The 26,091-nt window shown below is 41.4% G+C and carries 20 protein-coding genes; 17 read left to right on the forward strand and 3 right to left on the reverse strand.

All coding sequences use genetic code 11. The features are described 5' to 3' along the window. Positions 1-182 precede the first annotated feature (182 nt). Both nudC and hemE read left to right on the forward strand, forming a co-directional pair. On the forward strand, positions 183-995 hold the full coding sequence (gene nudC, locus CXF81_RS04300) for an NAD(+) diphosphatase (RefSeq protein WP_101180145.1): 813 nt from the start codon (positions 183-185) through the stop codon (positions 993-995). Positions 996-1,111: 116 nt separating this feature from the next. After that, positions 1,112-2,176, forward strand: a complete 1,065-nt coding sequence (gene hemE / locus CXF81_RS04305; RefSeq protein ID WP_101180146.1) for a uroporphyrinogen decarboxylase — start codon at positions 1,112-1,114, stop codon at positions 2,174-2,176. A gap of 86 nt (positions 2,177-2,262) precedes the next feature. On the opposite strand, the gene queG is transcribed toward hemE, so the two are convergent. Next, complete coding sequence (gene queG / locus CXF81_RS04310; protein ID WP_101180147.1) at positions 2,263-3,486, reverse strand: tRNA epoxyqueuosine(34) reductase QueG; 1,224 nt, start codon at positions 3,484-3,486, stop codon at positions 2,263-2,265. Positions 3,487-3,505: 19 nt separating this feature from the next. On the opposite strand from queG, the gene CXF81_RS04315 reads away from it, so the two are divergent. The 12 genes from CXF81_RS04315 (at position 3,506) to CXF81_RS04370 (ending at position 17,349) form a co-directional block, all read left to right on the forward strand. Beyond that, positions 3,506-5,005 (forward strand): NAD(P)H-hydrate dehydratase, encoded by a 1,500-nt coding sequence (locus tag CXF81_RS04315; RefSeq protein ID WP_101180148.1) that lies wholly within the window; start codon positions 3,506-3,508, stop codon positions 5,003-5,005. A 19-nt stretch (positions 5,006-5,024) separates the two neighbouring features. Next, on the forward strand, positions 5,025-5,507 hold the full coding sequence (gene tsaE, locus CXF81_RS04320) for a tRNA (adenosine(37)-N6)-threonylcarbamoyltransferase complex ATPase subunit type 1 TsaE (protein WP_101180149.1): 483 nt from the start codon (positions 5,025-5,027) through the stop codon (positions 5,505-5,507). A gap of 153 nt (positions 5,508-5,660) precedes the next feature. After that, positions 5,661-6,995, forward strand: coding sequence for an N-acetylmuramoyl-L-alanine amidase (locus tag CXF81_RS04325; RefSeq protein ID WP_101180150.1), 1,335 nt, complete (start codon positions 5,661-5,663; stop codon positions 6,993-6,995). A gap of 41 nt (positions 6,996-7,036) precedes the next feature. Further along, positions 7,037-8,890 carry a DNA mismatch repair endonuclease MutL gene (mutL, locus tag CXF81_RS04330; RefSeq protein ID WP_101180151.1) on the forward strand — a complete coding sequence of 618 codons (1,854 nt, stop codon included), beginning with the start codon at positions 7,037-7,039 and terminating at the stop codon, positions 8,888-8,890. Positions 8,891-8,905: 15 nt separating this feature from the next. Further along, entirely contained in the window at positions 8,906-9,844 is a 939-nt protein-coding gene (gene miaA, locus CXF81_RS04335; RefSeq protein WP_369828639.1) for a tRNA (adenosine(37)-N6)-dimethylallyltransferase MiaA, read from the forward strand. Positions 9,845-9,938: 94 nt separating this feature from the next. After that, positions 9,939-10,178, forward strand: coding sequence for an RNA chaperone Hfq (gene hfq, locus CXF81_RS04340; protein ID WP_006014764.1), 240 nt, complete (start codon positions 9,939-9,941; stop codon positions 10,176-10,178). A gap of 107 nt (positions 10,179-10,285) precedes the next feature. Continuing rightward, entirely contained in the window at positions 10,286-11,569 is a 1,284-nt protein-coding gene (hflX, locus tag CXF81_RS04345; protein WP_101180153.1) for a ribosome rescue GTPase HflX, read from the forward strand. A gap of 102 nt (positions 11,570-11,671) precedes the next feature. Beyond that, positions 11,672-12,829: an FtsH protease activity modulator HflK gene (hflK, locus tag CXF81_RS04350; RefSeq protein WP_101180154.1), complete on the forward strand. Its 1,158-nt coding sequence runs from the start codon at positions 11,672-11,674 to the stop codon at positions 12,827-12,829. 3 nt (positions 12,830-12,832) lie between these two features. Then, positions 12,833-13,717 carry a protease modulator HflC gene (gene hflC, locus CXF81_RS04355; protein ID WP_101180155.1) on the forward strand — a complete coding sequence of 295 codons (885 nt, stop codon included), beginning with the start codon at positions 12,833-12,835 and terminating at the stop codon, positions 13,715-13,717. A gap of 298 nt (positions 13,718-14,015) precedes the next feature. Further along, entirely contained in the window at positions 14,016-15,626 is a 1,611-nt protein-coding gene (locus CXF81_RS04360; protein WP_101180156.1) for an AbgT family transporter, read from the forward strand. A 110-nt stretch (positions 15,627-15,736) separates the two neighbouring features. After that, positions 15,737-16,828 (forward strand): ferrochelatase, encoded by a 1,092-nt coding sequence (hemH, locus tag CXF81_RS04365; protein ID WP_101180157.1) that lies wholly within the window; start codon positions 15,737-15,739, stop codon positions 16,826-16,828. A gap of 59 nt (positions 16,829-16,887) precedes the next feature. After that, entirely contained in the window at positions 16,888-17,349 is a 462-nt protein-coding gene (locus CXF81_RS04370) for a DUF4112 domain-containing protein (protein ID WP_101180194.1), read from the forward strand. Positions 17,350-17,407: 58 nt separating this feature from the next. Here CXF81_RS04370 and CXF81_RS04375 read toward each other — a convergent pair whose 3' ends face one another. After that, the gene (locus CXF81_RS04375) at positions 17,408-19,354 is read right to left on the reverse strand and encodes a TonB-dependent siderophore receptor (RefSeq protein ID WP_101180158.1); all 1,947 of its coding nucleotides are present in this window, start codon (positions 19,352-19,354) and stop codon (positions 17,408-17,410) included. 241 nt (positions 19,355-19,595) lie between these two features. On the opposite strand from CXF81_RS04375, the gene CXF81_RS04380 reads away from it, so the two are divergent. Both CXF81_RS04380 and CXF81_RS04385 read left to right on the forward strand, forming a co-directional pair. After that, a complete protein-coding gene (locus CXF81_RS04380; RefSeq protein ID WP_101180159.1) occupies positions 19,596-19,922 on the forward strand; it encodes a hypothetical protein in 327 nt (108 codons plus the stop codon). A gap of 273 nt (positions 19,923-20,195) precedes the next feature. Beyond that, entirely contained in the window at positions 20,196-24,806 is a 4,611-nt protein-coding gene (locus CXF81_RS04385) for a carboxypeptidase regulatory-like domain-containing protein (protein ID WP_198556320.1), read from the forward strand. A gap of 70 nt (positions 24,807-24,876) precedes the next feature. On the opposite strand, the gene CXF81_RS04390 is transcribed toward CXF81_RS04385, so the two are convergent. Then, positions 24,877-25,239 carry a DUF2237 family protein gene (locus CXF81_RS04390; protein ID WP_101180160.1) on the reverse strand — a complete coding sequence of 121 codons (363 nt, stop codon included), beginning with the start codon at positions 25,237-25,239 and terminating at the stop codon, positions 24,877-24,879. 73 nt (positions 25,240-25,312) lie between these two features. On the opposite strand from CXF81_RS04390, the gene ubiG reads away from it, so the two are divergent. Further along, a complete protein-coding gene (ubiG, locus tag CXF81_RS04395; RefSeq protein ID WP_101180161.1) occupies positions 25,313-26,086 on the forward strand; it encodes a bifunctional 2-polyprenyl-6-hydroxyphenol methylase/3-demethylubiquinol 3-O-methyltransferase UbiG in 774 nt (257 codons plus the stop codon). Positions 26,087-26,091 lie beyond the last annotated feature (5 nt).

A 26,091-nucleotide genomic window follows, 5' to 3' on the forward strand; every position in this document is an offset into this window, starting at 1 on the left:
TTTACTTCGACAACAGCAAAGGAGATACGTTTATACATAATTATAGCAACAATTAATACTATTTCTATCGACCGACTTGTTCAGGATACAGTTGCCTTTGCATATATATCAATATTAATATAGCGTTACGCTCCCAAACCCAATCCGCTTTGTGAAAGAACAGGCATTTAGTAAGGTTAGCCATGACAGCAACAACGAAAACTAAACGTTATTTTATTTTTTCGAATGACCGATTATTAGTGCCAGCAGAGGCCGATTTAAGCGCGGGGGTTGAATTATTGTCTGACCTTGCACAAGAGATTTTTTCTGAATATGCGGATCAAACCGTTCACATATACGCAAATGAGCATGTTGAACATCACCTTGTTGATATGCAAAAGGAAAAAGTCGAACACGATTCTGTGCGTTCAATTAGTTTGCGTGAAGTTGTTATGATGATGCCAAAAGAGGACTTCCAGCACGTTGCTCAAGCTTGGCAGTATGCTGTATTTTTGCGAACGCACCGGTTTTGTGGCCGTTGTGGTTCGCGAATGGATCGCGTGTTTTGGGAAATGGCAATGCATTGTCACTCGTGCCAGCATCGAAGTTATCCGCGCGTTTCTCCGTGTATTATAGTTGCGATACGTCGTCTAAATAAAATTTTACTAGCACAAGGTGAACGCCAAAAAGAATCAGGTTTCTTTTCTATCTTAGCGGGTTTTGTAGAAAGTGGTGAAACACTGGAACAGGCTGTGCATAGGGAAGTGTTTGAAGAAGTTGGTATAAAAGTCAAAAACGTAGAGTACTTTAGTAGCCAACCTTGGCCATTTCCGCATTCTCTTATGGTTGGTTATTTAGCTGAATACGACAGTGGGAACATTGTTGTTGATGGTAAAGAAATCATTCAAGCTGATTGGTTTGATATCGATGATTTACCCGTAGTGCCACCAAAATTTTCCATTGCTGGAGGATTAATTGAGGAAACGCAAAAAATAATGGCAAAAAAGACGGTATAATAAATGTAAAGTCGTCTCGAACTAGATAAATTGAATAAGTCGCTGCACAATAAGTAACTTATTAAAAAGCATTTATATGCTAACGAGTCAGTTTCAAATTTCACAATGAGTAAAGCATGACCCCACTAAAAAACGATAGATATTTACGCGCTCTTTTAAAACAACCTGTTGATGTGACCCCAGTATGGATGATGCGTCAAGCCGGACGTTATTTACCCGAGTACAAAGCGATACGCGCTGAAGCCGGAAATTTTATGGCGCTGTGTACCAATCCTGAATTAGCCTGTGAAGTCACACTGCAACCCCTTCGACGCTTTCCTTTGGATGCCGCAATTTTGTTTTCAGACATTCTGACTATTCCTGATGCGATGGGTTTAGGTCTATATTTCGAAGAAGGCGAAGGTCCAAAGTTTAAGTCACCTATCGTTGATAAAGCAGGCGTAGACAAATTACCTATTCCGGATCCTGAGCTCGAACTCAAATATGTGATGGATGCAGTGCGCACTATTCGCAAGAATTTGAAAGGCGAAGTGCCTCTTATTGGTTTTTCTGGCAGTCCATGGACATTAGCTACTTATATGGTGGAAGGCGGTTCAAGCAAAGCCTTCACTAAAATTAAAAAGATGGCATTTGCAGAACCAGCCATGCTGCACGCATTATTAGATAAGCTCGCCGAGTCAGTGATTTTATATTTGAATGCGCAAATTGCAGCAGGTGTGCAATCGGTCATGATATTTGACACTTGGGGCGGTGTATTGAGTCCTCGCGACTATAAACTTTTTTCTTTGCAATACATGGAAAAAATTGTTGCTGGATTAACTCGCGAATACGACGGTCAAAAAATACCGGTTACATTATTTACTAAAAATGGTGGTATGTGGTTAGAGTCGATTGCTGCAACTGGCTGCGATGCTATTGGTCTGGATTGGACTATTGATATTGCGGATGCAAAAGCACGCGTTGGTGATAAAGTGGCACTGCAGGGCAATATGGACCCATCCATTTTATATGCACCACCTGAACGTATTGAACAAGAAGTTCAAGATATACTTGCCGGTTTTGGGGAAGGTGAAGGTCATGTATTTAACCTAGGTCATGGTATTCACTTAGACGTGCCACCTGAAAATGCAGGTGTATTTGTTGACGCTGTTCACAAATACAGTGCTCAATATCACAAATAAGTAATTTTTAGTATGGCAGCTCCTGTCTATTATTAATAATGCGCAAAAACAACAAAAGCTGACTTGGCATTAACAAGTCGGCTTTTTCATTTGTGCTTAGGCATTCCTTTCTCTACGCTTCTGGCCAAACGCTGAGTTTTACGGTTTACGGTGTTTTTACCTAGACTACCGTCGCTTGCGCTGCCGTCTTCTTCTTTGTTTCGGGCAACGTTTGTATTAATGGGTTGGACATCAGATTGCATTACCTCAGCTAATGCCCATTGAATATGCTCTTGCACCATCTCATCGGGGAAATCCAGCGCGTTTTCCAATGCGCTTTTGATTTCTTGCGTTTCTTGCGGTGTTTTAGCTATTTGGTTGCCTAGTCCCACGGCAATATTTCGTTTCCATTTACGATAACCAATGCGTCTAATAGCCGAACCCTCTGTGTTCTTTAAGAATTCGTTTTCTGTCCATTTGAATAAATCAAGCAATGAGCGGTTGTGCATGTGCTGCCTTGCAAAGAAGTCTTTCTCTTCGGTTACCTTTGCATATTTATTCCAGGGACAGACAAGCTGACAATCATCACAACCATAAACTCTGTTTCCTATCGCTTTGCGATAAATGATGGGTATTTCGCCATCATTCTCTATCGTCAAATAAGAAATACATTTGCGCGCATCTACAACATAAGGGGCTACAATTGCTTGCGTTGGACAAATTGAAATACAAGCCGTGCATTTACCACAGTTCTCTTCAACAGGTTGGTCGACAGGCAACGGTAAATTAATGAATAGTTCGCCCAAGAAGAAATACGAACCGGCTTCTTTATTAATTGTAAGTGAGTGTTTACCTGTCCACCCAAGGCCGGCTTTTTCCGCAATGGCATGCTCAAGCACGGGAGCTGAGTCTACAAAAGGACGAAATGAAAAATCTTGGGTATATTCTTGAATTTGTTCAGCCAGCTTTTGCAATTTTTTGCGAATGACTTTGTGATAGTCTCTACCTAAAGCATAGCGGCTAATATAGGCTGTAGATGATGACTTTAAATTACTCGCGAAGGAAGCATCTGGTGGTAAATAATCCATGCGGACGCTGATAATACGCAAAGTGCCAGGGACTAATTCGTTGGGTGATAAGCGTTTTTCTACATTGCGTTCAAGGAAGCTCATGCTGCCTTGATAATCATTCTCAAGCCAGTTTTTTAATGCTTTTTCGTGCTGGCTTAGATCAACATCACTGATACCAATTTGCTGAAAACCTAGCGACTTACCCCAAGTCTTGATATTGTCTGTGAGCTGGCTCAAATCTATTGAATTAATAACTGACATTTTCTACGGACACACTCGCATGTTGCATAAAAATACAGCTCCAAGTCTAACACAGAAACTCTATCGTGCTGATCAAGTTAAGCATTTTGAATTAGAAGCAGCCGCTAAATTGGGTCTGTCGAAATTTGAACTAATGCAGCGGGCGGGCAAAGTCGTATTTGAACGTTGCATCTCATTAATGCCCAATACACAAACCTATTTAATATTGGTGGGTGTTGGCAATAATGCAGGTGACGGGTACGTCACTGCATTAAATGCAGTCAATGCAGGTAAAACAGTGATTTTATGTGCAGTTGACCCAGAACGAGAAGTCATTGGTGATGTTGCTCGAGCTCAAAAAGCTTGGTTAGATAACGGAGGTAAAATTGAAGCTTTTAGCCCTGAATTACTCGTTCGTTGCGACTTAATTATTGATGCACTTCTGGGCATTGGGATTGCCGGTATTATTCGCAATGAGTTTGCTGATGTAATTGACGCTATTAACGATTCAGCGATACCTGTTATTAGTGTTGATTTGCCCAGTGGGTTGGATGCAGATACCGGAGAATCACTTGGTCGCTGTATACAAGCCGACATCACTATTACCTTTGTCGGCATCAAGCTAGGTTTAACCACCGGGGCAGGCAAGCAATCTTGTGGACAACTGGTATTTGAAGATTTGGGTATTGGTAAAGCGTTTGCTGAAATCGCACGAAGTGATGCGAGTGCACTTGATATTGCACATTTTAAAGGACTTGCTCCAAGACCGGTGCATAGTCATAAAGGGTCCTACGGTCGTCTATTATGTGTCGGCGGTAATTCAGGCATGGCTGGGGCGATCAGATTAAGTGCTGAAGCAGCATTGCGCAGTGGCACAGGCTTAGTAAAAGTGTATGCCCATGAAAGCTCAAAAGTACAAATTAGTGCAGGACGCCCGGAAATTATGGTGACCTCTACTAATTTAGAGGATGCATTAGCATGGGCAACTTGTATTGTGATTGGTCCTGGTCTGGGCCAAGATAATTGGAGCCGCGCAACCTACGATACAGTTTTGCATTATTGTCAAAATAACCCCAAACCCATGGTAATTGATGCCGACGCCCTGAATATTATGGCAAGCACTGCATCATTCGTTAGCATCGACGATTATGTAATGACACCTCACAGTGGCGAAGCTGCGAGGCTGTTGAACGTAACTGTTGAAGAAGTGGAAAATAATCGATTTGTGTTTGCTCGCCAAGTTGCGGAACGATATCATGCAACATGTGTCCTAAAAGGCGCTGGTACTATTATTGATGATGAAAAAAGCGCCTGGGTTTGTAGGCACGGTAATCCAGGTATGGCAACGGCAGGTATGGGAGACGTCCTTACTGGTATTATTGGGTCATTGATGGCGCAAGGAGTAAGTACTCCCCTGGCGTGCCAATATGGCGTTTCCCTGCATGCAAAAGCCGGTGATATAGTTGCCGAGAAACAAGGTCAAAGAGGCATGCTTGCGAGTGATTTATTTGATACAGTGCGCATGTTAATTAATGAGTAATGTAGAGTGTATGGGGACCATGATAAAGAACGAATTTGTAGCTCATTCTGAAGACGATACACAACGTATTGCGATACAGTTGGCAAAGGTAATTATACAGCAAGGTCTAGGCGGTTTAACTTTTTATCTCAATGGCGATTTGGGGGCTGGTAAAACAACCTTTACACGTCATTTGGTCCAAGCCTTGGGGCATAATGGAAATGTGAAAAGTCCGACTTATACTTTGGTTGAGCCTTATGAGATAGAGGACATCAAGTTATTCCACTTTGATTTGTATCGCTTAGCAGATGCTGAAGAACTCGAATTTATGGGCATCAGAGACTATTTTAATGACAACAGTATGTGTCTGATTGAATGGGCTGAAAAAGGGTGGGGTTTACTTGCAAAGGCTGATGTAGAGGTGAACATTAAAATTGACAACGTTGGTGATGACAATCGATTGTTTGAGTTTGTAGCAACATCTGATGCTGGTGAACGTTTATTATCTGCGTTAACGCGATAACTATTCTGGATTAATAAAATTTGTAGATCGGTGGATGTTAATATGCCAGCCACTAATACGCAGAAATAGTAAGTCCGAAGGGTAATTTTGTATCGTTTGATACTGTGTTAATCTTATCTCGAAATTGTTGGAAAAATAAGAATAAAAAATACAATGAACCAGAATGCAGTTGCATGCAAAGTAGTGAGTTCGATACTAGCGCTTTTCGTTAGCCTGACCGCGTATGCTCAAACACAATCCAATATTACTGATATCAGGATATCTCCAAGCAACGACAGTACCCGCATCGTTGTTGATATATCGCAGCAAACACGTTTTTCCTATTTTAACCTGCAGTCGCCTGAAAGACTCGTGGTTGACTTCAAAGATACCAATCGAAAGTTCAATTTCAGCAAAGTGGATAACACCAGTCGCCTGATTAAAAAAATACGCTACTCAAAACCTAAGCTAGCTTCTGATATGCGTATGGTTATTGAATTAAACAAAGACATAGACGCACAATTATTTTCGTTGGAACCCGGGGCCGATTTTGGCTACCGCATTGTCATTGACCTAAAGGACCTTAATCCGACCCCAGTAGTTACTAGCACTGCTGCACCCAGACGTGATAAAGATATCATTATTGTTATTGATGCGGGTCATGGTGGTGTCGATCCCGGTTCGATTGGTCCTCAAGGAACATACGAAAAAAACATCACATTAAGCATAAGTAAAATGCTTGAAAAACGTGTTAACGAAGAGGTTGGTTTACGCGCTATTATGACGCGTCACGGTGACTATTATATTAGCCCTAATGACCGGCCCGATTTTGCAACCAAAGAAAATGCCGACTTACTCATCTCGATTCATGCTGATGCTTTCACCACTCCGCAACCAAGAGGCGGTTCTGTTTGGGTCCTTTCTAAGGGTCGAGCGGACAGTGAATTAGGTCGTTTGTTAGAAAGAACAGAGAGGGACTCGGAATTGCTAGGCTCAGCGGCTGATGTTATTGGTGATAGGGATACGGAGCGTTATTTTGCAGAAACTATTTTTAATATGTCCATGGATTTGTCTCGTGCGTCGAGCTATGACATTAGTAACAAAGTGATTAAAGAAATGAGAAAAGTAACGAGGATGCACAAGAAAGTTCCTCAAAGCGCGAGTTTAGCGGTATTGACGGCACCAGAAACACCCTCTATTTTAGTTGAAGTTGGATTTATTTCTAATCCTCACGAAGAAAAAAACTTGAATTGGCGGGCATATCGTCAACAATTAGCTGATTCACTATTTAAATCGATTCAATTATTTTTTAGAAATGCACCGCCCGAAGGCACTTTATGGGCTCAAGAGCGCGACAGCCAACCAAGAAAGCATAGGGTAAAAAGCGGTGATTCACTTTCACTCTTGGCGCAACGCTACAATGTTGATTTAGACAGCTTAAGAGAAGTAAATAATATAAAAGGTGATTTGGTAAGGATCGGGCAGACACTGACTATTCCTGAGAATTAACTAAACAAAAACGACGACCTAAATAAGCGAAGATACTAGCATTGACTATCAAAATACTCCCCGCCCGACTTGCTAACCAAATTGCCGCTGGCGAAGTGGTTGAACGTCCTGCATCCGTGGTTAAAGAACTCGTCGAAAACAGCATCGATGCGGGGGCTACCGATATATTGGTTGAAATTGATAAAGGCGGCCATAAGCGGATGCTGATCCGCGATAATGGTAACGGTATTCCAAAAGATGAGTTGAGCTTAGCATTAAGTCGTCATGCGACGAGTAAAATTCAAGATATTGACGATTTAGAGTCTATTACGAGTTTAGGTTTTCGTGGTGAAGCGTTGGCCAGCATCAGTTCCGTGAGTCGTTTAACGCTGACTTCAAAAACCGATGACCAAGCACAAGCATGGCAGGCCCATTGTGAAGGCCGAGAAATGGAAATTCAATTAAACCCTGCCGCGCATCCAAAAGGCGCATCGGTTGAAGTGCTCGATCTTTTCTTTAATACACCAGCTAGGCGAAAGTTTTTACGTGCTGAAAAAACAGAATTTCAGCATGTTGAAGAAGTTTTTAAGAGAATGGCACTAAGTCATTTTGAAGTTGGCTTTACTCTCAAGCATAATGGTCGGGTTGTACATCGCTTTCCTGCGGTATTGCCAGAGCTTAAAAATAAAAGAATAGCAGCAGTGTGTGGTCAGGCATTTTTGCAAAGTAGTATTGTTGTACACGGTGAATATGAAAACGTGTCGGTTATGGGATGGTGTAACGCAGTTGGTCAGGGGCGTGGGACTAACGATCTGCAATATAGTTTTGTAAATGGCCGAATGATGAAGGACCGCGTTATTTTACACGCTATTCGACAAGCATTTGAGGGCATGATTGATCCGCAAACCTATCCTGCATTTGTTTTATTTATTACCATGCCGCCTGCGGAGTTGGATATCAATGTGCATCCAGCCAAGCATGAAGTGCGGTTTCATCAGAGTCGCCAAGTGCACGATCTTATTTATAAAAGTGTTTCAGATGCATTGTTACTGAGTACTTCTACCGATGCTTTTGAGTTTGATAAAAACGAACAAGCTGACTCTGCTAACGCCAATATTACTTCATTATACGAAATACCAAAACACGCGTATCAGCAGCCATCAGGCGATAATTCAGGTGAAAACAGGCATGGAACGCAATCAGGTTATACACCACAAGCAAGAGGCTTCGAGAGTCAAAGTAATAACACAAAAAGCCACCATGGCGTCGGGCAGGTTAATAAAAGTGCAGCCAATCAATATCACAACCTAATGAGTCCAAGTACCGAACCTTATCGAAACTCTGTAAATAGTGATAGTCCTGATAAATCTGGCTTCTCGTTTCTGTTAACTGAATCAAAGCAACTTGTTTTCGTGCGCAATGAGAACGTGTGCTTTTTGCCCGCCTACCAAGTTCCGAGCTATGTTTTATATAAACAAATTCTGGCTTCAGATGTGCAACAACCATTATTGATGCCAGTTTCCGTGAAACAAAATATAGCTGGATCTCAATTAACGCCAGACAAGCAAGATCAGCAAGATATTTTGCAAAACAGACTGAATATTCTACAGGAACTCGGCTTCGACATTCAATTGCATGGCGCTAAGTGGATTTTGAGACAAGTACCAGCTTGCTTGAGGCCGCTTCCATGGGTGTCGATTTTACCTAAGCTGCTAGATACAGAAGTACCGCTCTTTAATACTAAAACGGTATTGCAATACATTTGTTTTTGTTGGGCTCAATCGTATGAATTTAGTGTTGCTGAATTACATACATGGTTTCATGCAATGTCGCAAACCGAGCAAATTCAGCTGATTGCGACGTCGGCTACAACGGTTGATATACCCATAGTCACCTTTTCAATTGATAAAAATTAAATGAGTGATCCTGCGATACCACAAAAACCAAACAAACCCCTATTGCCACAAGTCATTACTATTATGGGACCAACCGCGTCGGGTAAAACAGCGTTAGCCATTGACTTGGCTAAAAGGATAAATGGCGAAGTTGTTAGTGTCGATTCTGCTCTGATTTATCGGGGATTGGATATTGGTACTGCGAAACCGAAATTTGAAGAAAGAGGTGATATTAAACATTGGTTGATTGACATTGTTGATCCTGAAAACGCATACTCTGTGGCTGAATTTTGTAAAGATACGCTTGTTTGTATTGAAGATATATTGCGCAGAAGAAAGACTCCTATTCTTGCTGGTGGCACCATGATGTATTTTAATAGCTTAATAAAAGGGCTGTCTAGTTTGCCAAATGCCGATGTAAAAACACGTAGTCAAATACAATTATTTGTTGAGCAACACGGATTGCTAGCGGCGCATCAAAAGTTGAGCAATATTGATCCAGGAAGTGGTGCCCGTATTCATCAGAATGATCCGCAACGTATCATGCGGGCATTAGAAGTATATGCATTGACTGGTAAGACTATGACAGATTTACAAGGCATAAAACGGGATCCTTTACCGTATGAATTCACTCAGTTTAGTTTGATGCCAAATGATCGTGCGTTGTTACACGAGCGTATTGCTACTAGGTTTGATCTCATGCTACAAAATAACTTTGAACAAGAAGTAAGAAAACTACGTAAACATAATTTACTACACATTAATCTGCCTGCTATTCGCAGTGTGGGTTATCGCCAAATGTGGCAATATTTGGATGGTGAATGCAACTTTGATGAAATGCGGGAAATGGGAATTATCGCAACTAGGCAGTTAGCTAAGCGTCAAATTACGTGGTTAAGAGGCTGGGAAGGCGCTATTTCGTTAGAAACAGGCAATACAGAAAACATCAAACTGATATTGCAACATATTCGATAAAATTCGTTATATATTTTTGCTTGAATAGTATACACTTGTTAAGTAGTGAGAGTATTCCGAAAATAAAAAACATAATAAAGAGTAAGGATCACAAATGGCTAAAGGTCAATCACTTCAAGACCCGTTCTTAAATGCATTAAGAAAGGAGCGTATTCCAGTCTCAATATATCTTGTAAATGGTATTAAGTTGCAAGGTCAAGTTGAGTCATTCGATCAGTTTGTCATTTTATTGAAAAACACGGTGAGCCAAATGGTATACAAGCATGCAATCTCAACCGTGGTGCCTTCTAGAGCGATTGTAATGCCTACTCAAAGTGACGGTGAAGGCGAATAATGTCGGCGGGCCTCAATAACTTTGCCCGTAATCCAGTCATTTCGATGGAAAGTCGTGCTTCAACTAAAAGGCATGTTTAATCAAAAGTCATAACAACGGGGTTCTATTTGTTTGATCGTTACGAAGCCGGTGAACAGGCTGTTTTAGTTCACGTTGATTTCTCTGATAACAGTAACAATGAAGACTTAAACGAATTGCAGATGCTGGTAAGTTCAGCGGGTGTAAACGCAGCATCAGTGCTTACAACATCTAGACGGTCTCCTCAGGCCAAATTTTTTGTTGGTAGCGGCAAAGCACAAGAAATAGCCGATACCGTAAAAGCAATTGGCGCAGACGTTGTTATTTTCAATCACCAACTTTCTCCTTCACAAGAACGTAACCTCGAAGCGCTTATTTGCTGCCGAGTCCTTGACCGTACGAGTCTTATTCTTGATATATTTGCGCAACGAGCGAGGACTCATGAAGGGAAATTACAAGTTGAATTGGCGCAATTACGTCATTTGTCAACTAGACTTATTCGTGGTTGGACTCACTTAGAGCGGCAAAAAGGTGGTATCGGTTTACGCGGTCCAGGTGAAACTCAATTAGAGACCGATAGACGTTTGCTTAGAGCACGAGTAAAAGGAATTATTAAGCGCCTAGAAAAAGTGAAAAAACAACGTGAGCAAGGTCGCCGTTCTCGAAAACGTGCTGAAATTCCAACCGTATCGCTAGTGGGTTACACCAATGCTGGAAAATCGACACTGTTTAACACGATTACCAATGCAGGGGTCTACGCAGCTGATCAATTGTTTGCTACACTGGACCCAACGTTGCGTAAAATTGAGTTAGCAGAAGTTGGTCATGCTATTTTAGCTGATACAGTGGGTTTTATACGTCACTTGCCACATGATTTAGTGGCAGCATTTAAAGCCACGCTTCAGGAAACTCAGGAAGCTGATCTCTTATTGCACGTCATTGATTATGCGGACGATCAATATCTTGAATATACCGACCAAGTAAATGAGGTATTGGATGAAATTGGCGCTGGTGAAGTGCCGCAACTAATCGTTTGTAATAAAATAGATCGGTTAGAAGGCGTTGTACCAAAAATTGATCGCGACGATACTGGTCGTCCTATTCGTGTTTGGATTTCAGCGCAAGCAGGTTTGGGTATTGATTTATTAAAAAATGCCCTCACTGAATGTTTACACAAGACGATGGTTGAATATCGGTTAAAAGTTCCACCAAATGAAGGCAGTTTGCGTGGAATGCTCTATAATCTTAATTGCATTGCACGACAAAGCTATTCAGACGATGGATATTGGCTGGTAGATATCAAGATGCTTGAGAGTGATTGGAATAAAATAGATAAACAATTAGATAATCGTCTCAATAATTACATTTTGTGACGGTTATTTGTAAATTTAAAAATCTAATCTAATCGGCTTCTAGTATAAATATTAGTAAAACAAAAATGTAAGTATAAATGACTTTAATTACGGAGTGTCTGTATGGCTTGGAATGAGCCGGGTGGTGATAAAAACGACCCTTGGAAAAATCGCGGCGGTAAAGAACAAGGTCCACCAGATCTTGATGAAGTACTGAAAAATTTATTTAGCAAGTTTAGTAAGTCAGGCGGCAGTGGCGGGGGTAGTGGTAAAAGCTACACTGGCTTGGGCTTGGGCTTACTTGTTGCTATCATTGTTGTTATTTGGGGCTTAAGTGGTTTTTATACTATTAAAGAAGCTGAACGCGGGGTGATATTGAGATTCGGTGAAAACACAGGTCAGCTAGCACAGCCTGGTTTAAGCTGGAAGATGACGTTTATTGATGAAATTATTCCTGTAAACGTACAAAATATCAGCTCTCTAGGATCCGCTGGTTCAATGTTAACTGAAGACGAAAATATGGTGCGAGTTGAAATGGAAATGCAATATCGTATTGCCGACCCGTACCTTTGGAGATTCTCGGTTGTTAGCCCGGAAACAAGTTTAAGCCAAGCGTTAGATAGTGCAATTCGTTATGTTGTAGGTCATATGAAAATGGATGACATTTTGACTGATGGTCGTGAGACTGCCAGACAACGGGTTCGTGATGAATTGAACAGTATTGTTGGTGCCTATAACATGGGTGTTTCGGTTATCGACATGAACTTCAAGGATGCACGGCCACCGCAAGAAGTAAAAGCGGCGTTTGACGATGCTATTGCAGCGCAGGAAGATGAAGTTCGATTTATTCGTGAAGCGGAAGCCTATGCGAGAGAAATCGAGCCCAGAGCCCGTGGACAAGTCAATCGTATGAACGAAGAAGCTCAGGCTTATAAAGAACGTTCTATACTGGAAGCACAGGGTGAGGTAGCTCGGTTCGAGGAGTTATTACCACAATATTTGGCCGCACCAACGGTGACGAGACAGCGTATATATCTTGAGACAATGGAGCAGGTATTTTCGAGTACCACTAAAATAATTGTTGATACCGAGGGTAGTGGTAACATGTTGTACTTGCCTCTAGACAAGATTATGGATCGCACAAGCTCACAGACTCAAGCGCAGCGAGCTCAAGATAGAAACACATTGGAAGGATTGCGTAACTCACCAGCGGCAGAAGAGTTGTTGAATAGAACGCAAGACAACAATACACGCGGTAATAATAGACAGGGGAGAAACTAAAGTATGAAGAATTTACTAGCTATAGTAATAATCATCCTGTTGGCCATTGGTTACGGATCTATTTTCGTGGTCAAGGAAGGAACGCGTAGTATCGTTGTACGTTTCGGTAAAGTAGTTGCAGATGATGAAGGTAAAACTCAGGTTTATGGACCAGGTCTGCAATTTAAATTAGCTGTTTTTGATACAGTGAAAGTATTGGATGCTCGTATTCAAACGTTGGATGAGCAACCAGACCGTTTCGTGACGATAGAAAAAGAAGATCTGATTGTCGATTCCTATGTAAAGTGGAAAATCGAAGACTTTGAGCGTTATTACTTGTCAACGGGTGGCGATAGATTCCAAGCAGAAAGTCTATTAAAACAGAAAGTAAACAACGGGCTTCGTTCTGAATTTGGTTCTCGTACAATCAAACAGATAGTATCTGGTGAGCGTAGTGAATTGATGGATGAAGCAATGAAACAAGCTTCAGGCAGTACTAATGAATTAGGTATTCAGATTGTTGATGTGCGGGTAAAACAAATCAATTTGCCCACTGAAATCAGTGAATCAATATTTAACCGTATGCGTTCAGAACGTGCTGCTGCAGCAAGAGAGTATCGTTCAGAAGGTAAAGAGCAAGGCGAAATTATTCGCGCAAATATCGATGCTAAAGTCACGATTATGTTGGCAGACGCAGAACGTAATGCGCGTCAGTTACGTGGTGAAGGTGCTGCGCAATCAGCGAAAATTTATGCTGAAACATTTTCTAAAGACCCCGAGTTCTACTCATTTTTGAGAAGTATGGATGCCTATAGAAATGCATTTAACAGCAAGCAAGATGTGATTGTGTTAGAGCCCGACAGTGAGTTCTTTAATTACTTAAATTCACAAGCAGGCAAAAGAGAGTAATATTCTTTCAGGTCTAGGTAATGGGGCAGTGCGGGTAATTAGCACTGCCCCTTTTTTTGTGTCTAATAATGAGTCTGTGCAATTAACGTAATGAAATCATTGTTTGATGCAGGCACCACTATTTTAGTTACCCTAGCTCTAACTAAAAGTTACACAAGATTAAATGTAATTCTAGATTTTGTTGCTTTAGTGAACTACATTCCTAAACAACAACGGTACATTACAATTTTTTATGAAATGCTGCCGTATTTTATGTATTATTTAACGCTCTAACAAAAACAATAAAAGAGAGCGACATTTGAGTAGCCGCAATTCACCTTCAAGCCCACCATCTAAACAACCGCAAGATTTATCTCAATCTGGTTGGTTTTCACGATTTCTCTCAACCGTAGAATGGTTAGGTAATCTTCTTCCCCATCCGATAACGCTATTTGCTTTATTGGCGGTGGTTATTGTCTTATTGAGCGGCGTATTAGGTTACTTTGACGTTAGTGTTGTTGATCCGCGTCCAATCGGCAGTAAAGGCCGAGATGTGGACGGCATGATTGAAGTTATTTCACTTATGGATGGTGATGGCTTGCGTAGAATAGTGACTGGCTTAGTTACCAATTTTACGGGCTTCGCGCCGCTGGGCACAGTATTGGTTGCATTACTCGGAGTGTCATTGGCTGAACATTCTGGATTGCTGAGTACAATAATGCGTTCAATGGTAATGAATGCTTCACCGCGCATGGTCACGGTTGTTGTCGTTTTTGCTGGTGTGGTTTCTAACACAGCTTCAGAATTAGGGTACGTGGTAATGATCCCCCTAGCAGCAATGATTTTTCATTCATTAGGTCGACACCCGCTGGCTGGTTTGGCGGCGGCTTTTGCTGGTGTGTCTGCCGGATACAGTGCAAATATTCTGATTGGAACCGTAGACCCGTTACTTGCCGGATTTACTCAAAGTTCAGCTCGTATTATTGACCCTGAATACACAGTTAGTGCTGAAGTGAATTGGTACTTCATGATTGTTAGTACTTTTGCTGTTGCTGCGATGGGCGCTTTTGTTACTGAAAAAATAGTAGAACCGAGGCTAGGAAAATATAACCCTGATGATGCATCAATAGACTTAGGCAAACAACAACTCGATAGTCCTACCGCAATTGAAGTAAAAGGCATGAAATGGGCTGGTTTAAGCTTCCTAATTTTATTAGGGATTTTAGCGTTAACTGTCGTTCCGGCTGATGGTATTTTACGAAACCAAGAAACCGGGCTGGTCAAAGGGTCACCATTCCTACAAGGGATTGTTGTTTATATCTTCGTCACTTTTGCAATCCCAGGGTTTGTGTATGGAAAAATTGTTGGTACGATGAAAAACGATCGTGATGTCATTGATGCGATGTCAAAGAGTATGAGTTCTATGGGCTTGTATATCGTACTTGTTTTTTTTGCAGCTCAATTTGTTGCGTTCTTTAAATGGACGAATCTGGGAACTGTGCTCGCAGTAAAAGGGGCTGCAATGCTTCAAGCCACCGGTTTAGATGGACCTGAAGTGTTTGTTTTATTCATTCTGATGTGTGGATTAGTCAATTTGTCACTTGGCAGTGCGTCAGCTCAGTGGGCGATTACGGCACCCATATTTGTACCTATGTTGATGTTGATTGGGTATTCTCCAGAAGTGATTCAAGCAGCTTACCGAATTGGCGACTCAGTAACGAACGTTATCACACCCATGATGAGTTATTTTGGCCTCATATTAGCAATAGGTGTTCGCTATAAGAAAGACCTAGGAATAGGAACTCTAATAGCCACAATGTTGCCATATACGTTAGTATTCATGGTAGGTTGGACTTTATTATTCTATTTGTGGGTTTTTGCATTTGGTTTGCCAGTAGGGCCAGGCGCGCCAACCTATTACACGCCGTAGATTAAAAATGAAAATGCAGATACTTTTGGGCCTGCATTAGGTCCAAAAGAGACTTAGCACCGTATGGACCATACGGTAAATTAGAATCAGTATCTAACACTAAAGAAGCTATGAAATATAAATCACAATCATCCTTTACGCATGCTCAAGCAGATAAAGTTGGCGTATTAATTTCTAATCTTGGTACACCTAGAGCGCCTACTAAACAAGCGCTTAAGCCCTATTTAAAACAATTTTTATCTGATCCTAGGGTCGTTGAAGTGCCAAAAATTATTTGGTGGTGTGTACTTAACCTTATTATTTTAAATATTCGTCCAAAGCGGTCTGCTGAGGCTTATAAAACAGTGTGGACGGATGAAGGTTCGCCATTGCTCGTACACACAAAAAATCAAGCTTCAGGACTCGCGCAAAAGCTCAAAGCAGAATACGGCGATAATGTAGTGATTAGTTACGCAATGCGTTATGGACAGCCGTCGGTGAGTCGCGCGATTGATGAACTGCTTGATCAAGGTGCTAGGAAAATTGTAGTACTTCCCCTGTATCCTCAGTACTGCGCGTCTACTTCAGGTTCAACGTTTGATGCTGTGGCAGAAGATTTTGTTAAAAGACGCTGGCTGCCAGATTTTCGCTTTGTAAGTCACTATCATGACAATCCTGAATACATAAAATGTGTTGCTGATAAAATTAAAATGCATTGGAAAACGCACCCGAGAGCGGACAAGTTACTTTTTTCTTATCATGGTATTCCCAAACGCTACTTGGTAAACGGTGACCCATATCACTGCGAGTGCCACAAAACTTCTCGTCTTATTGCTCAAGAGTTAGGTCTTCAGGAATCTGAGCATATGACGACATTCCAATCCCGATTTGGACGTGAAGAATGGCTAAAACCTTATACTGACCACACTTTAAAATCATTTCCTGAACAGGGCGTGAAGTCGGTTCAAGTGGTGTGCCCCGGTTTTTCATCAGATTGTTTGGAAACTATTGAAGAAATTGGTGAAGAAAACCGAGAGTACTTCGAAGAGGCTGGCGGTGAGCGTTATGAATACATCGAGGCGTTGAACAGCGACGAAGCGCATTTAACAATGTTGCTTAATGTGATCAAAGATAACTTGCAAGGTTGGAACCTCGACCCCAGTAAAACAAACGATTATGAGCAACGTAGCACACTCGCGAAAACGTTGGGTTCAGGTGAGTAATGTCGCAAGAAGATGCTAAAAAGCAAACTAACACGGTTAATACTGTGAAAGATGAAGCTATGAAAGAGTATTCGACTCAAACACTTGGGAATGGGCTTGAAGATAATGATTTTCGCGCGCCCGATGCTCTGCTGCAAGCGCAGCAATTGGCTAACTTACTAGATACAGCGGTAAAAATCCCATTCATCGGTATATCCGTTGGTTTGGACTTTTTGATCGGTATGGTTCCAGTTATAGGTGATACAGCAATGCTAATAGCGTCCTTAAGAATTGTTCAATTAGGACGCAAGTTAGGTTTGCCAGCGCCGCTGCAAAAGAGAATGTTGCGTAACACTATTATCGATTTTGGTTTGGGTTTTATACCGCTCTTTGGCGATTTAGTTGATTTGTTTTACAAAGCCAACCTGAAAAATGTACGCATTATGGAGCAATGGTGGATAGAACAAAATAAGCAACAACTTGATGCCCTAGCTAAACAAAAATTACTTAAGTGGGAACAACAGCAAGACTCGGTTATATGAGCTACATAAATCCTGCGCTGGAATTTAGCTGCACCATTGTTTCGATTTAATCAATAAACTAAAATTGATATTTTAATTTCAGGCCAAAATTACGGCTTTGTAGCCGTGCTGCATCTTCATCAGCTGAAGCCCTTGTGTCCTGGTTTAATAAATTTTTACCATATATACTCAGGTTTATGTTATCTGTAATTTGCATTGCAGCGGTCAATGACCATTTAATATAGCTTTTGAGTTCGCCTTCACCATCACCCACTTCATCTTGGGTTAAGCCATGTTGAATAAGATTATAGATTGTCCAATTCCCTCGCTGCCACTGCGTTTTGATATCGATGCGTGAGCCTAAAATATCTGCTAAATTTTGAGCCTGATCATCCTTTCCACTTTGCTTTTGATAAGCAATTTCTTGCGTAATGTGAGCATTTACTTGCCATTTGACAGCGGCTTCAAGCCCCTTAATGGTGGCTTTGTCAATGTTTCTAAATGTTCGATCGCGGTTAGCTAGTTCAAAGCGTTCAATATAGTTATCAAGAGCGTAATAATAGCTTTGTAAATTAAACTGCAGATTGTCAGTGAAGGCATAATCAAGCGTAAATTGTCCGCCTTGGCTTCTTTCTGATTTTAAATCGGGGTTTCCAATGGTGCTACCGCGGGGTGTTAGGCCGTTAAAATAAAGTTCAGACAGGGTCGGGAATCGAAAGCCTGTGCCAAATTCAGCGTGTAATACGACCTTGTCAGTGAGTAACCATTCAGAATTGAAGCTGTAATTTATGCGTTTTGCCGTATGAGAGGTGTTAGTAGTGTCTTCCTTTTGTTTTATCTGATCAAAGCGAATTCCGCCAGATAAACTGTAGTCAGAAAATCGCCAGTGCTGATCAACAAAAAATCCAATGTTATTTTGGTGACCTTCTAAAATTTTCACATCGGCTAGAATATTACCGGCTAAGTCATATTCCTTGTCATTAATATCAACACCTCGTCGACTGACCGCATCGAACCCTGCGCGACCATTTCCTTGCATAACGGAAAATGATAATAAGCCCGTTGCGCCGATAGTATTGGATTGATATTCGGTAAAGTTTTCTCTGGAATCGACTCGCAGCGTCTCTGTATCCCAGTTTTGATTATGATGATAAATACTCAAAAGCCAGTCATTTCGCCGACTAATTTGCACTTTTGCCAAATTGTGAAACTCGTCCGGGTAGGAAGTCACTTGCTGATTTGGAAACAACCTTGAACTTTTACCAATATCCGTTCCTTGGCTGGTCAGTAACATAGACTCTATATCAATATTATTAATACTGGTTTTGTACTTCAATAAACCGGTTGTTTGGCTAAATCCATCGTCTAATTTGTTACCATTGGCGTCTTCACGTCGGCTGGATGCGCGACGTACTATTCCACTTTGGAATTGATGTTCGATAGTATCCTTGCCATAAGTTGCCGATATTTCTGAGTTACCACCACCAGTCTCTGTGACAAGCCCAAGCGAATTAGAACCAAATTCGCTTGTAAACAAACTCACAACGCCTCCCAATGCATCCGAGCCATATAAGGTTGAACTAGGTCCTTTTGTGACGCTTAAACCTGACATTAGCGCCTGTGGTGCAAATGATACTGAGTTTCCTGCTCGGCGGTCGGTAAAAATTGGAATGCCATCTACTTCAGTGCGCAATCGCCATCGACTAAAGCCACGTATGCTATAGCTTTGAAATAACCCGCCCTGTCCTGAAGTATCAATTCCCGGTAACGTTGCTAGCCAATCGGCTACTCTCACTTCGGTATCGTTTTGTTGGGCAAAGCTTATACCGACGACACTTTGATTGACCAAGCCTTCATTACCTAGCAGGTTACGTTGACTCATGATTGAAATGGTTTCGATTTTAGAAGTGTTATCAGATGCTTCTGCTGCAACTGCATTGTTTGCAACAAAAGGAAGATTAGCGATTGTACATAAACTTAAATAGAAATTGATTTTATTGACGCGAAAAAACCTATTCGGCTGCATAGGGCAAATACTCTTATTACTGGTGAAAAGGAGAAAGTGTTAAGCTGCATATTATTATTCTTATTATTTAACTATTACGTTGTTTATCCGCTTTATTATTTAACTTATTGACTTGTTTTATCGAGTAAAGTGCATTTGTAGACCATACTAAATCAGAAGCTATTTTGTTTTTACTCAAATATCGAAAGGATATAAAGGTAATCTGAACACCATCTTAATTATAGCATAAGGGAATTTTGGCATGAAGCGTTTACGTTTAACTTTTACTTTAATAATCGCGGTATTTATTTTATTTGCATGTAAGGATAAACCCATGAATGAAGGAAATAAACAACCCGAATTAGCCGTATCAGCAATAGACTGCACAAATGCAGAAGATAAAATCAAATGCGAACAATCAAAACGTAAATCTATAAGTTTAAAAGACTTAAGCGAATCTTCTGTAAATAAATTAGTAGCAACTTGCGATGATAAATTCCGTAACGAGTTTGGTGAATGTGAAATTCCGAATCATCCTCACCCTAAAGAACTGATTAAAAAACCCATCGAAAAAGACATTAAAAAATAAGAGTAGTCAATCGGATCTGGAATGCTTTGATGATCGACGTCTGTCTGCAAAAAATTAATTCACTTACAATTCATTTACTTTTTTGGGTTTACTTATCTTTTCAACTTGGCATACTATAATTTGAGTGATTCAAATTGAATCCACCAGGGAAAAGCATGGACGGTCTATCTCTGTCCATACAACCTCTTCAACTATAGTGACAAGCGAATAAAATACTTACCTATAAAGTAAGTGCGCACATAATGTCACATACAAAAATAAAAGGCAGGGAACGTGTCTACATATATAAAAAAAATAACCACTTATTGTGGCTTGGGTATTTTTGCCCTAGCTGGTGTTGCAGGTGTTGCACAAGCCAATGACAAAAACGCAAATATACATACTACTCTTTCAAAACCTAAATTAAGTAAGCCGCTGCGTGATCTTGCTCAGCCACTCCCTAGATTAACTTCCGCACGTTTAGATAAAATGCGGGCGGCCGGTGATAAAGTCCCAGGAGAAGACGCAGGTTACGTTGTGCCTAACTTCAACTATCCGCTAGTGTCTTCTTATTTAGAAAAAGCAGCAGATGTGCCCGCCGACACCGTAATTCAATATGAACTAACAAGTGGGGGTAAATTTCAGCGTAATTTAGCTGCAAACGTAACACTTGGTGCTGGCTTCGATGGCATGGGTAACGTTTCTGGCGTTGCTCCACCTGATACAAATGCCGATGTTGGTCCGAATCATATTGTGCAAATGGTCAATGTGGCTCTTAGTATATGGGATAAGGAAGGAAACGAACTTCTTGCGCCAACTGCAATCAATGTATTGTGGGATGATTTTGGTGGTCTTTGTGAATCGAATAATAACGGTGATCCTATCGTTCTTTATGATTCACAAGCCGATCGTTGGATGATTACTCAATTTGCTATCCCGAGTGGTTTTGACAACAACCGTGCCTGTATTGCGATTTCTCAAACAGGAGATCCAACCGGCTCATATTACCGATATGATTTCCTTTACAGTAATGTCAAATTTAACGATTATCCGCATTACGGTGTATGGACTGACGCATATTATGCTGGTGTGAACCAGTTTACAGGTAGTAGCTTTACGGGTTCGGGCGTTGTTGCCTATGAACGTGATGCAATGCTAGCGGGTCAACCTGCTAGACAAGTCATCTTTGATCTAGAGACATCAAACCCGAATGCATTTACTCCAATGCCAGCTGACATTGACGGTATTTTCTTGCCGCCAACGGGTATGCCGGGTCTTTTTGTTACTGCAGATAATCCTGGTGAATTAAACCTATGGCATTTCGATGTCGATTGGGATAATACAGACAATAGCTCATTCACACTAGCAAACACACTTTCTGTTAGCGCTTATAGTGGTGCAGTTTGTGGTTTTAATCGTGACTGTATCGAGCAACCAAACGAGCAAAACTTAGATGCGATTGGTGGCCGAATGATGTTCCGTCTTGCGTATCGCAATTTGGGTGGCTCTGAGAATAAACTCATTGCTAATCATACTGTGATTGGCTCAACATCGGATAATGATATTGCTGGCGTTCGTTGGTATGAAATTGATATCGATGATGACGGTTTTCAAAAGACGGATACTAATGGCGATCTTATGCCAATAAATAACGGCACATTCAACTTAGACGACGGTAATTCACGTTGGATGGGCAGTGCTGCTATGGATGCTGTTGGTAACATCGGTGTTGGTTATAGCGTATCTGGCAATGATTTATTTCCGTCAATTCGCTTTAGTGGCCGTTCACAATCTGACGCTGCAAATATATTAACAGTGCCAGAAATAGAGATTAAAGCAGGTGAAGCATCTCAAGGCGGCATAAACCGCTGGGGCGATTACTCAAGCTTAAGCATCGATCCAACTGATGATTGCACCATGTGGTACACCACTCAATATTACAAGGCCGAAAATGCAGAGACTCGTGGTTGGAGTACCTACATCGGCAGCGTGAAATTTGATGATTGTGTTGCAGGCCCTTCGGGCAAGATTACAGGTATTATTAGCGATTCAGCGGGCAACCCAATTGCGGGTGCTCAAGTCACTATTGGTGCATTAACTTCAATAACAAATAGCGAAGGTGTTTACACTTCAACGTTACCTGTCGGAGAAGACTTCACTGTTTCAGCATTTAAATATGGTTGGGATGTTTCGGAAACAACGGGTGTAGATGTAATTGAGGATGAAGAAACAACAGTTGACTTCAGTCTAGCTGCTGCAACGCCGATTACGGTTAATGGCATCGTTGCTGACGGTTCAGGCCTCAACTCACCATTGTTTGCTGAAATTGTTGTTGACGCTCCTGGTACTCGTTTAACTGTATTTACAAACCCTGTTACTGGCGCATTCAGTATTGATTTGTTCGAAGGGACATTAATCAAAATGACAGCAATGTCTGTTGATGCCGGTTACATTGCTCAAAGCGCAGATTTTACGCCGACCGCCGGTATGCCACAAAATTTCGATTTGGTTATTTTGGCAAGCTGTATTGCAAAAGGCTATGATTTCTCGGTGCCTTCATTCGTTGAAGACTTTACGGGTGGCGTTCCTCCTACTAATTGGACCGTCGCTGATACTGGTGACACAGGCTACGTATGGGGTCCTGGTTCTGCTAGTGCCCGCGGTATTCTATTGGGTTCTGGTGAAGCCGCATTTATTGACAGCGACGATGCTGGTAATGGCGATACTGCGAGTACCTTAACTAGTCCCGTAATTCAAGTTGCTGATGTTTCATCTACTATGCTTGCATTTGATAGCTGGTTCAGAACTTTCGCTGGCTCTGACGTATACAACCTAGAACTTAGTGTTGATGGTGGTGCTTGGGTATCAATCCTTAATATGAGTGCGACCAACGCGGCTGAAACTTTATCCGTTGACTTAGCGGCTCAAATTACAGGTGCCACTAGTTTTCAAGTTCGTTGGAATTATTCAGCAAATTTCGAATATTATGCAATTGTTGATAATGTTCAAATTGGTGGTAACACTTGTGAAGCCCTAAATGGCTCTATTATTAACGGTGTCGTTTCTGATGCAAACACCGGTAGCCTATTAAATGGCGCCACTATATCAACTAGTGATGATTCAGTGTCAACAATAGCGACAGATAGTGTCGAGTTCCCTGGTGGATACTTCTCGATATTTGTTCCTGCTGACGAAGATACAATCTCTGTATCATTCGCTAACTATGAAACTGTTGACGTTACTGCTGCTGATGTTGTTCCTACAACACCAATTGCATTGAACGCACCACAGTTTGATATTGCTGATTCTTTAGCAACCATAAGCGTTACTCAAGGTCGTGTTGGTACGTCGTCAATTACATTGGAGAATACGGGGACAGCTGAAGGTGACTATATAGTTCTCTTTACGCAGGCTCCTGATGCTAATTCTACGGCGCAAGTTACCGGTCCTTTCCATTCATCTTCACGTCATTTTGGTCCTAAGAACCTAACTGACTTAGATGCAAAAAAGGCGCGCTTTATTGTTGAACAAAAGTCATTTCAGCTACCTCAAGCAACATCTGACGTATTGGGTGGTTTTGGTCTGTCAGACCAAATGGCGTTCCCTTGGGGAGTAGGTATTAATAAAGATACGGGTAACTTCTACGTAGGTGACCTTCTGGCTGGTGGTGCTGCTGTTGATGCAATTTATGAATATGCTCCAAACGGTGCTTACACAGGAAATAGTATCGACAACACCACTATTTCTGGTATTTTTGCTGCTGATATGGCCTACAACGGTCGTACTGGCATGTTGTGGCAAGTCGAAGCAGGCAACAACGATTGTATCCATGAAATTGATCCTGTTGCGCTAGAATTAACCGGTAAGCAGATTTGTCCTGCATTTGGTACAAATCAGCGCGGTCTAGCTTACGATCCGATCACCAATACGTTCTACGCAGGTTCTTGGAATGACAGTATCATTCACCAGTTTACAGTTGATGGTACGATATTGCGTTCTGTGAATGTTGGTCTTGCAGTATCTGGTTTAGCGCTTAATCCAGTTTCTGGTAAATTGTATGTAATGCAAAATACATCGACTGCATTTGATGTGACTATATTAGACGCTAACTCTCCTGAGTTTGATGCACTAACGGGCTTTAATTTGTTAGCTAGTGACGCATTACCTGTTGATCCTTTAGAGGGTGGTGAGCAATCAGGTTTAGCAGCGCAATGTGACGGTACCCTTTGGACGCCTTCACGTTCACTCGCTGGTTTAATCGCTTTTGAAAGCGGCGAGACTAACTTCTGTGAATGGAAGAACCTTCCTTGGGTTACTCAAACATCTATGGTTGCTGGGACATTAGCAGCAGGTGCTTCTACTGATATTGAGTTAGAGTTTGATACTACTAATGTTGAAACAGGTAGCTACTCTGCTCAAATGGTCACGTCTGGAAACACACCTTATGCTGATTCAAGCACTGCAGTCGCATTGAGTGTTACAGCGCCAGTTTCTGGTGACGTATCATTAGCATCAGTCGAAACTAAAGTGATCAATGGTCAGCCTGCACTAGTGTCAGTTAACCGAGTTGATGGTTCAGACTTCGCAATAAGCGTAGATTATGAATTAGGTAACGGAACCGCGAGGCAAGGTGAGCACTTTATTGCGCTTGAAGGTACATTGACTTGGGAAGATGGTGATACATCTGCTAAAACAATTACAATCAATACAGTGAATACTGATCTAAATGAAGATCTAGGTTTCTCCGTAGTGTTAACGCAAACGACTGGCGGCGCTGAAATTATTCGCGCAAGTACCGCAGTTATCATATTAGGTGATAAGAAATCTGATGGTGGTAGCTTAGGTTTCCTATTAGTCGCTCTGCTTACTTTAGGTGGATTAGCAAGAAGACGTTATAAGTTCTAACGTAAACAAAAGCAATAAAAAACCCGCAATGAAAATTGCGGGTTTTTTTATATTTAAAAAACGTAGCCTATTAGTTTTTATGGCTATATTCTGTTAACTCTTCTAGCCCAATGATGCTCAACGCAGCTTCATTTGTTGCCTCGAGGTCAATCTTAGGTGCAACCTCCATATATAAGGCTTCGCGCCATCTCATTGCACACAAACACCATTTATCCCCTGGTTTGAGTCCCTCAAATTGATACATTGGATTTGGTGTGATTAAGTCATTACCGCGAGCTAATGAGTAATTAAGAAAGTCTTCTGTGACTATTGCACAAACACTGTGATTACCTGCATCACCCTCAGGTACGTAGCAAAAACCTTCCCGAGTATATCCCGAGTTTCCACAACATAATTTCAATGTCGTCCCCAGTACGTTTTTTTGATTCGCCATTTGTAATCCTTAAGCTTTATTTTGCGTATTAATATTATTACTCATTTATTTCGAGTTAAGGGTAGTTATTACTATGTTAGACAAGAGTAAATTCAGTCATATTTCAAAAACCAATGAAAATTCTAGCAATGTTTCTGCAGCAGAGATAGAGCGATTTGATAATCTCGCTGAATCTTGGTGGGATCCAAATGGAAAATATAAGACGGCATTGATTTTTAATCAGGCTCGTATTAGCTACTTCATTCCCCAAATTTGCCAGCGTTTCGGTAAAGATCCTAGTCAAGCTGACTGCTTAAAAGGGCTTACTATCCTCGATGTTGGCAGTGGCGGTGGACTGGTTTGCGAGCCCCTAGCAGCCAGAGGAGCAGCGGTTGTAGGTATTGATGCCAGTGGCATGAGTATTGCGGTTGCCAAGCGACATGCGCTTAAATCGGGCTTAACTATCGACTATCGACACATGTTGTCATCAGACCTTAGCAAACAAGATGAGAAATTTGATGTTGTGATTAACGCCGAAGTTGTTGAACACGTGCCAGATCAAGCCGCGTTAATTAAACAGTGTGGCGATTTAACTAAGGATGCCGGATTTGTTATTCTTGCAACGCTCAACAGAACACTTAAATCATATATCATCGCGATACTAGGGGCTGAATATGTCATGCGATATTTACCTGTAGGTACTCATAGTTGGACCAAGTTTGTTAGACCACTGGAACTGAATCAGATGGCTAGCTCGGCAGGACTAACTCAAATATCCGAATCGGGCATGGCTTATAATCCGATAAGTCGACGTTGGCGATTGACTAAAAGTTTGTCGGTTAACTATATTCAATGTTATAAAAAATAAAAATA

Origin of the sequence: Glaciecola sp. 33A, assembly GCF_002836745.1 — a bacterium.
Taxonomy (GTDB): Bacteria; Pseudomonadota; Gammaproteobacteria; order Enterobacterales; family Alteromonadaceae; genus Glaciecola.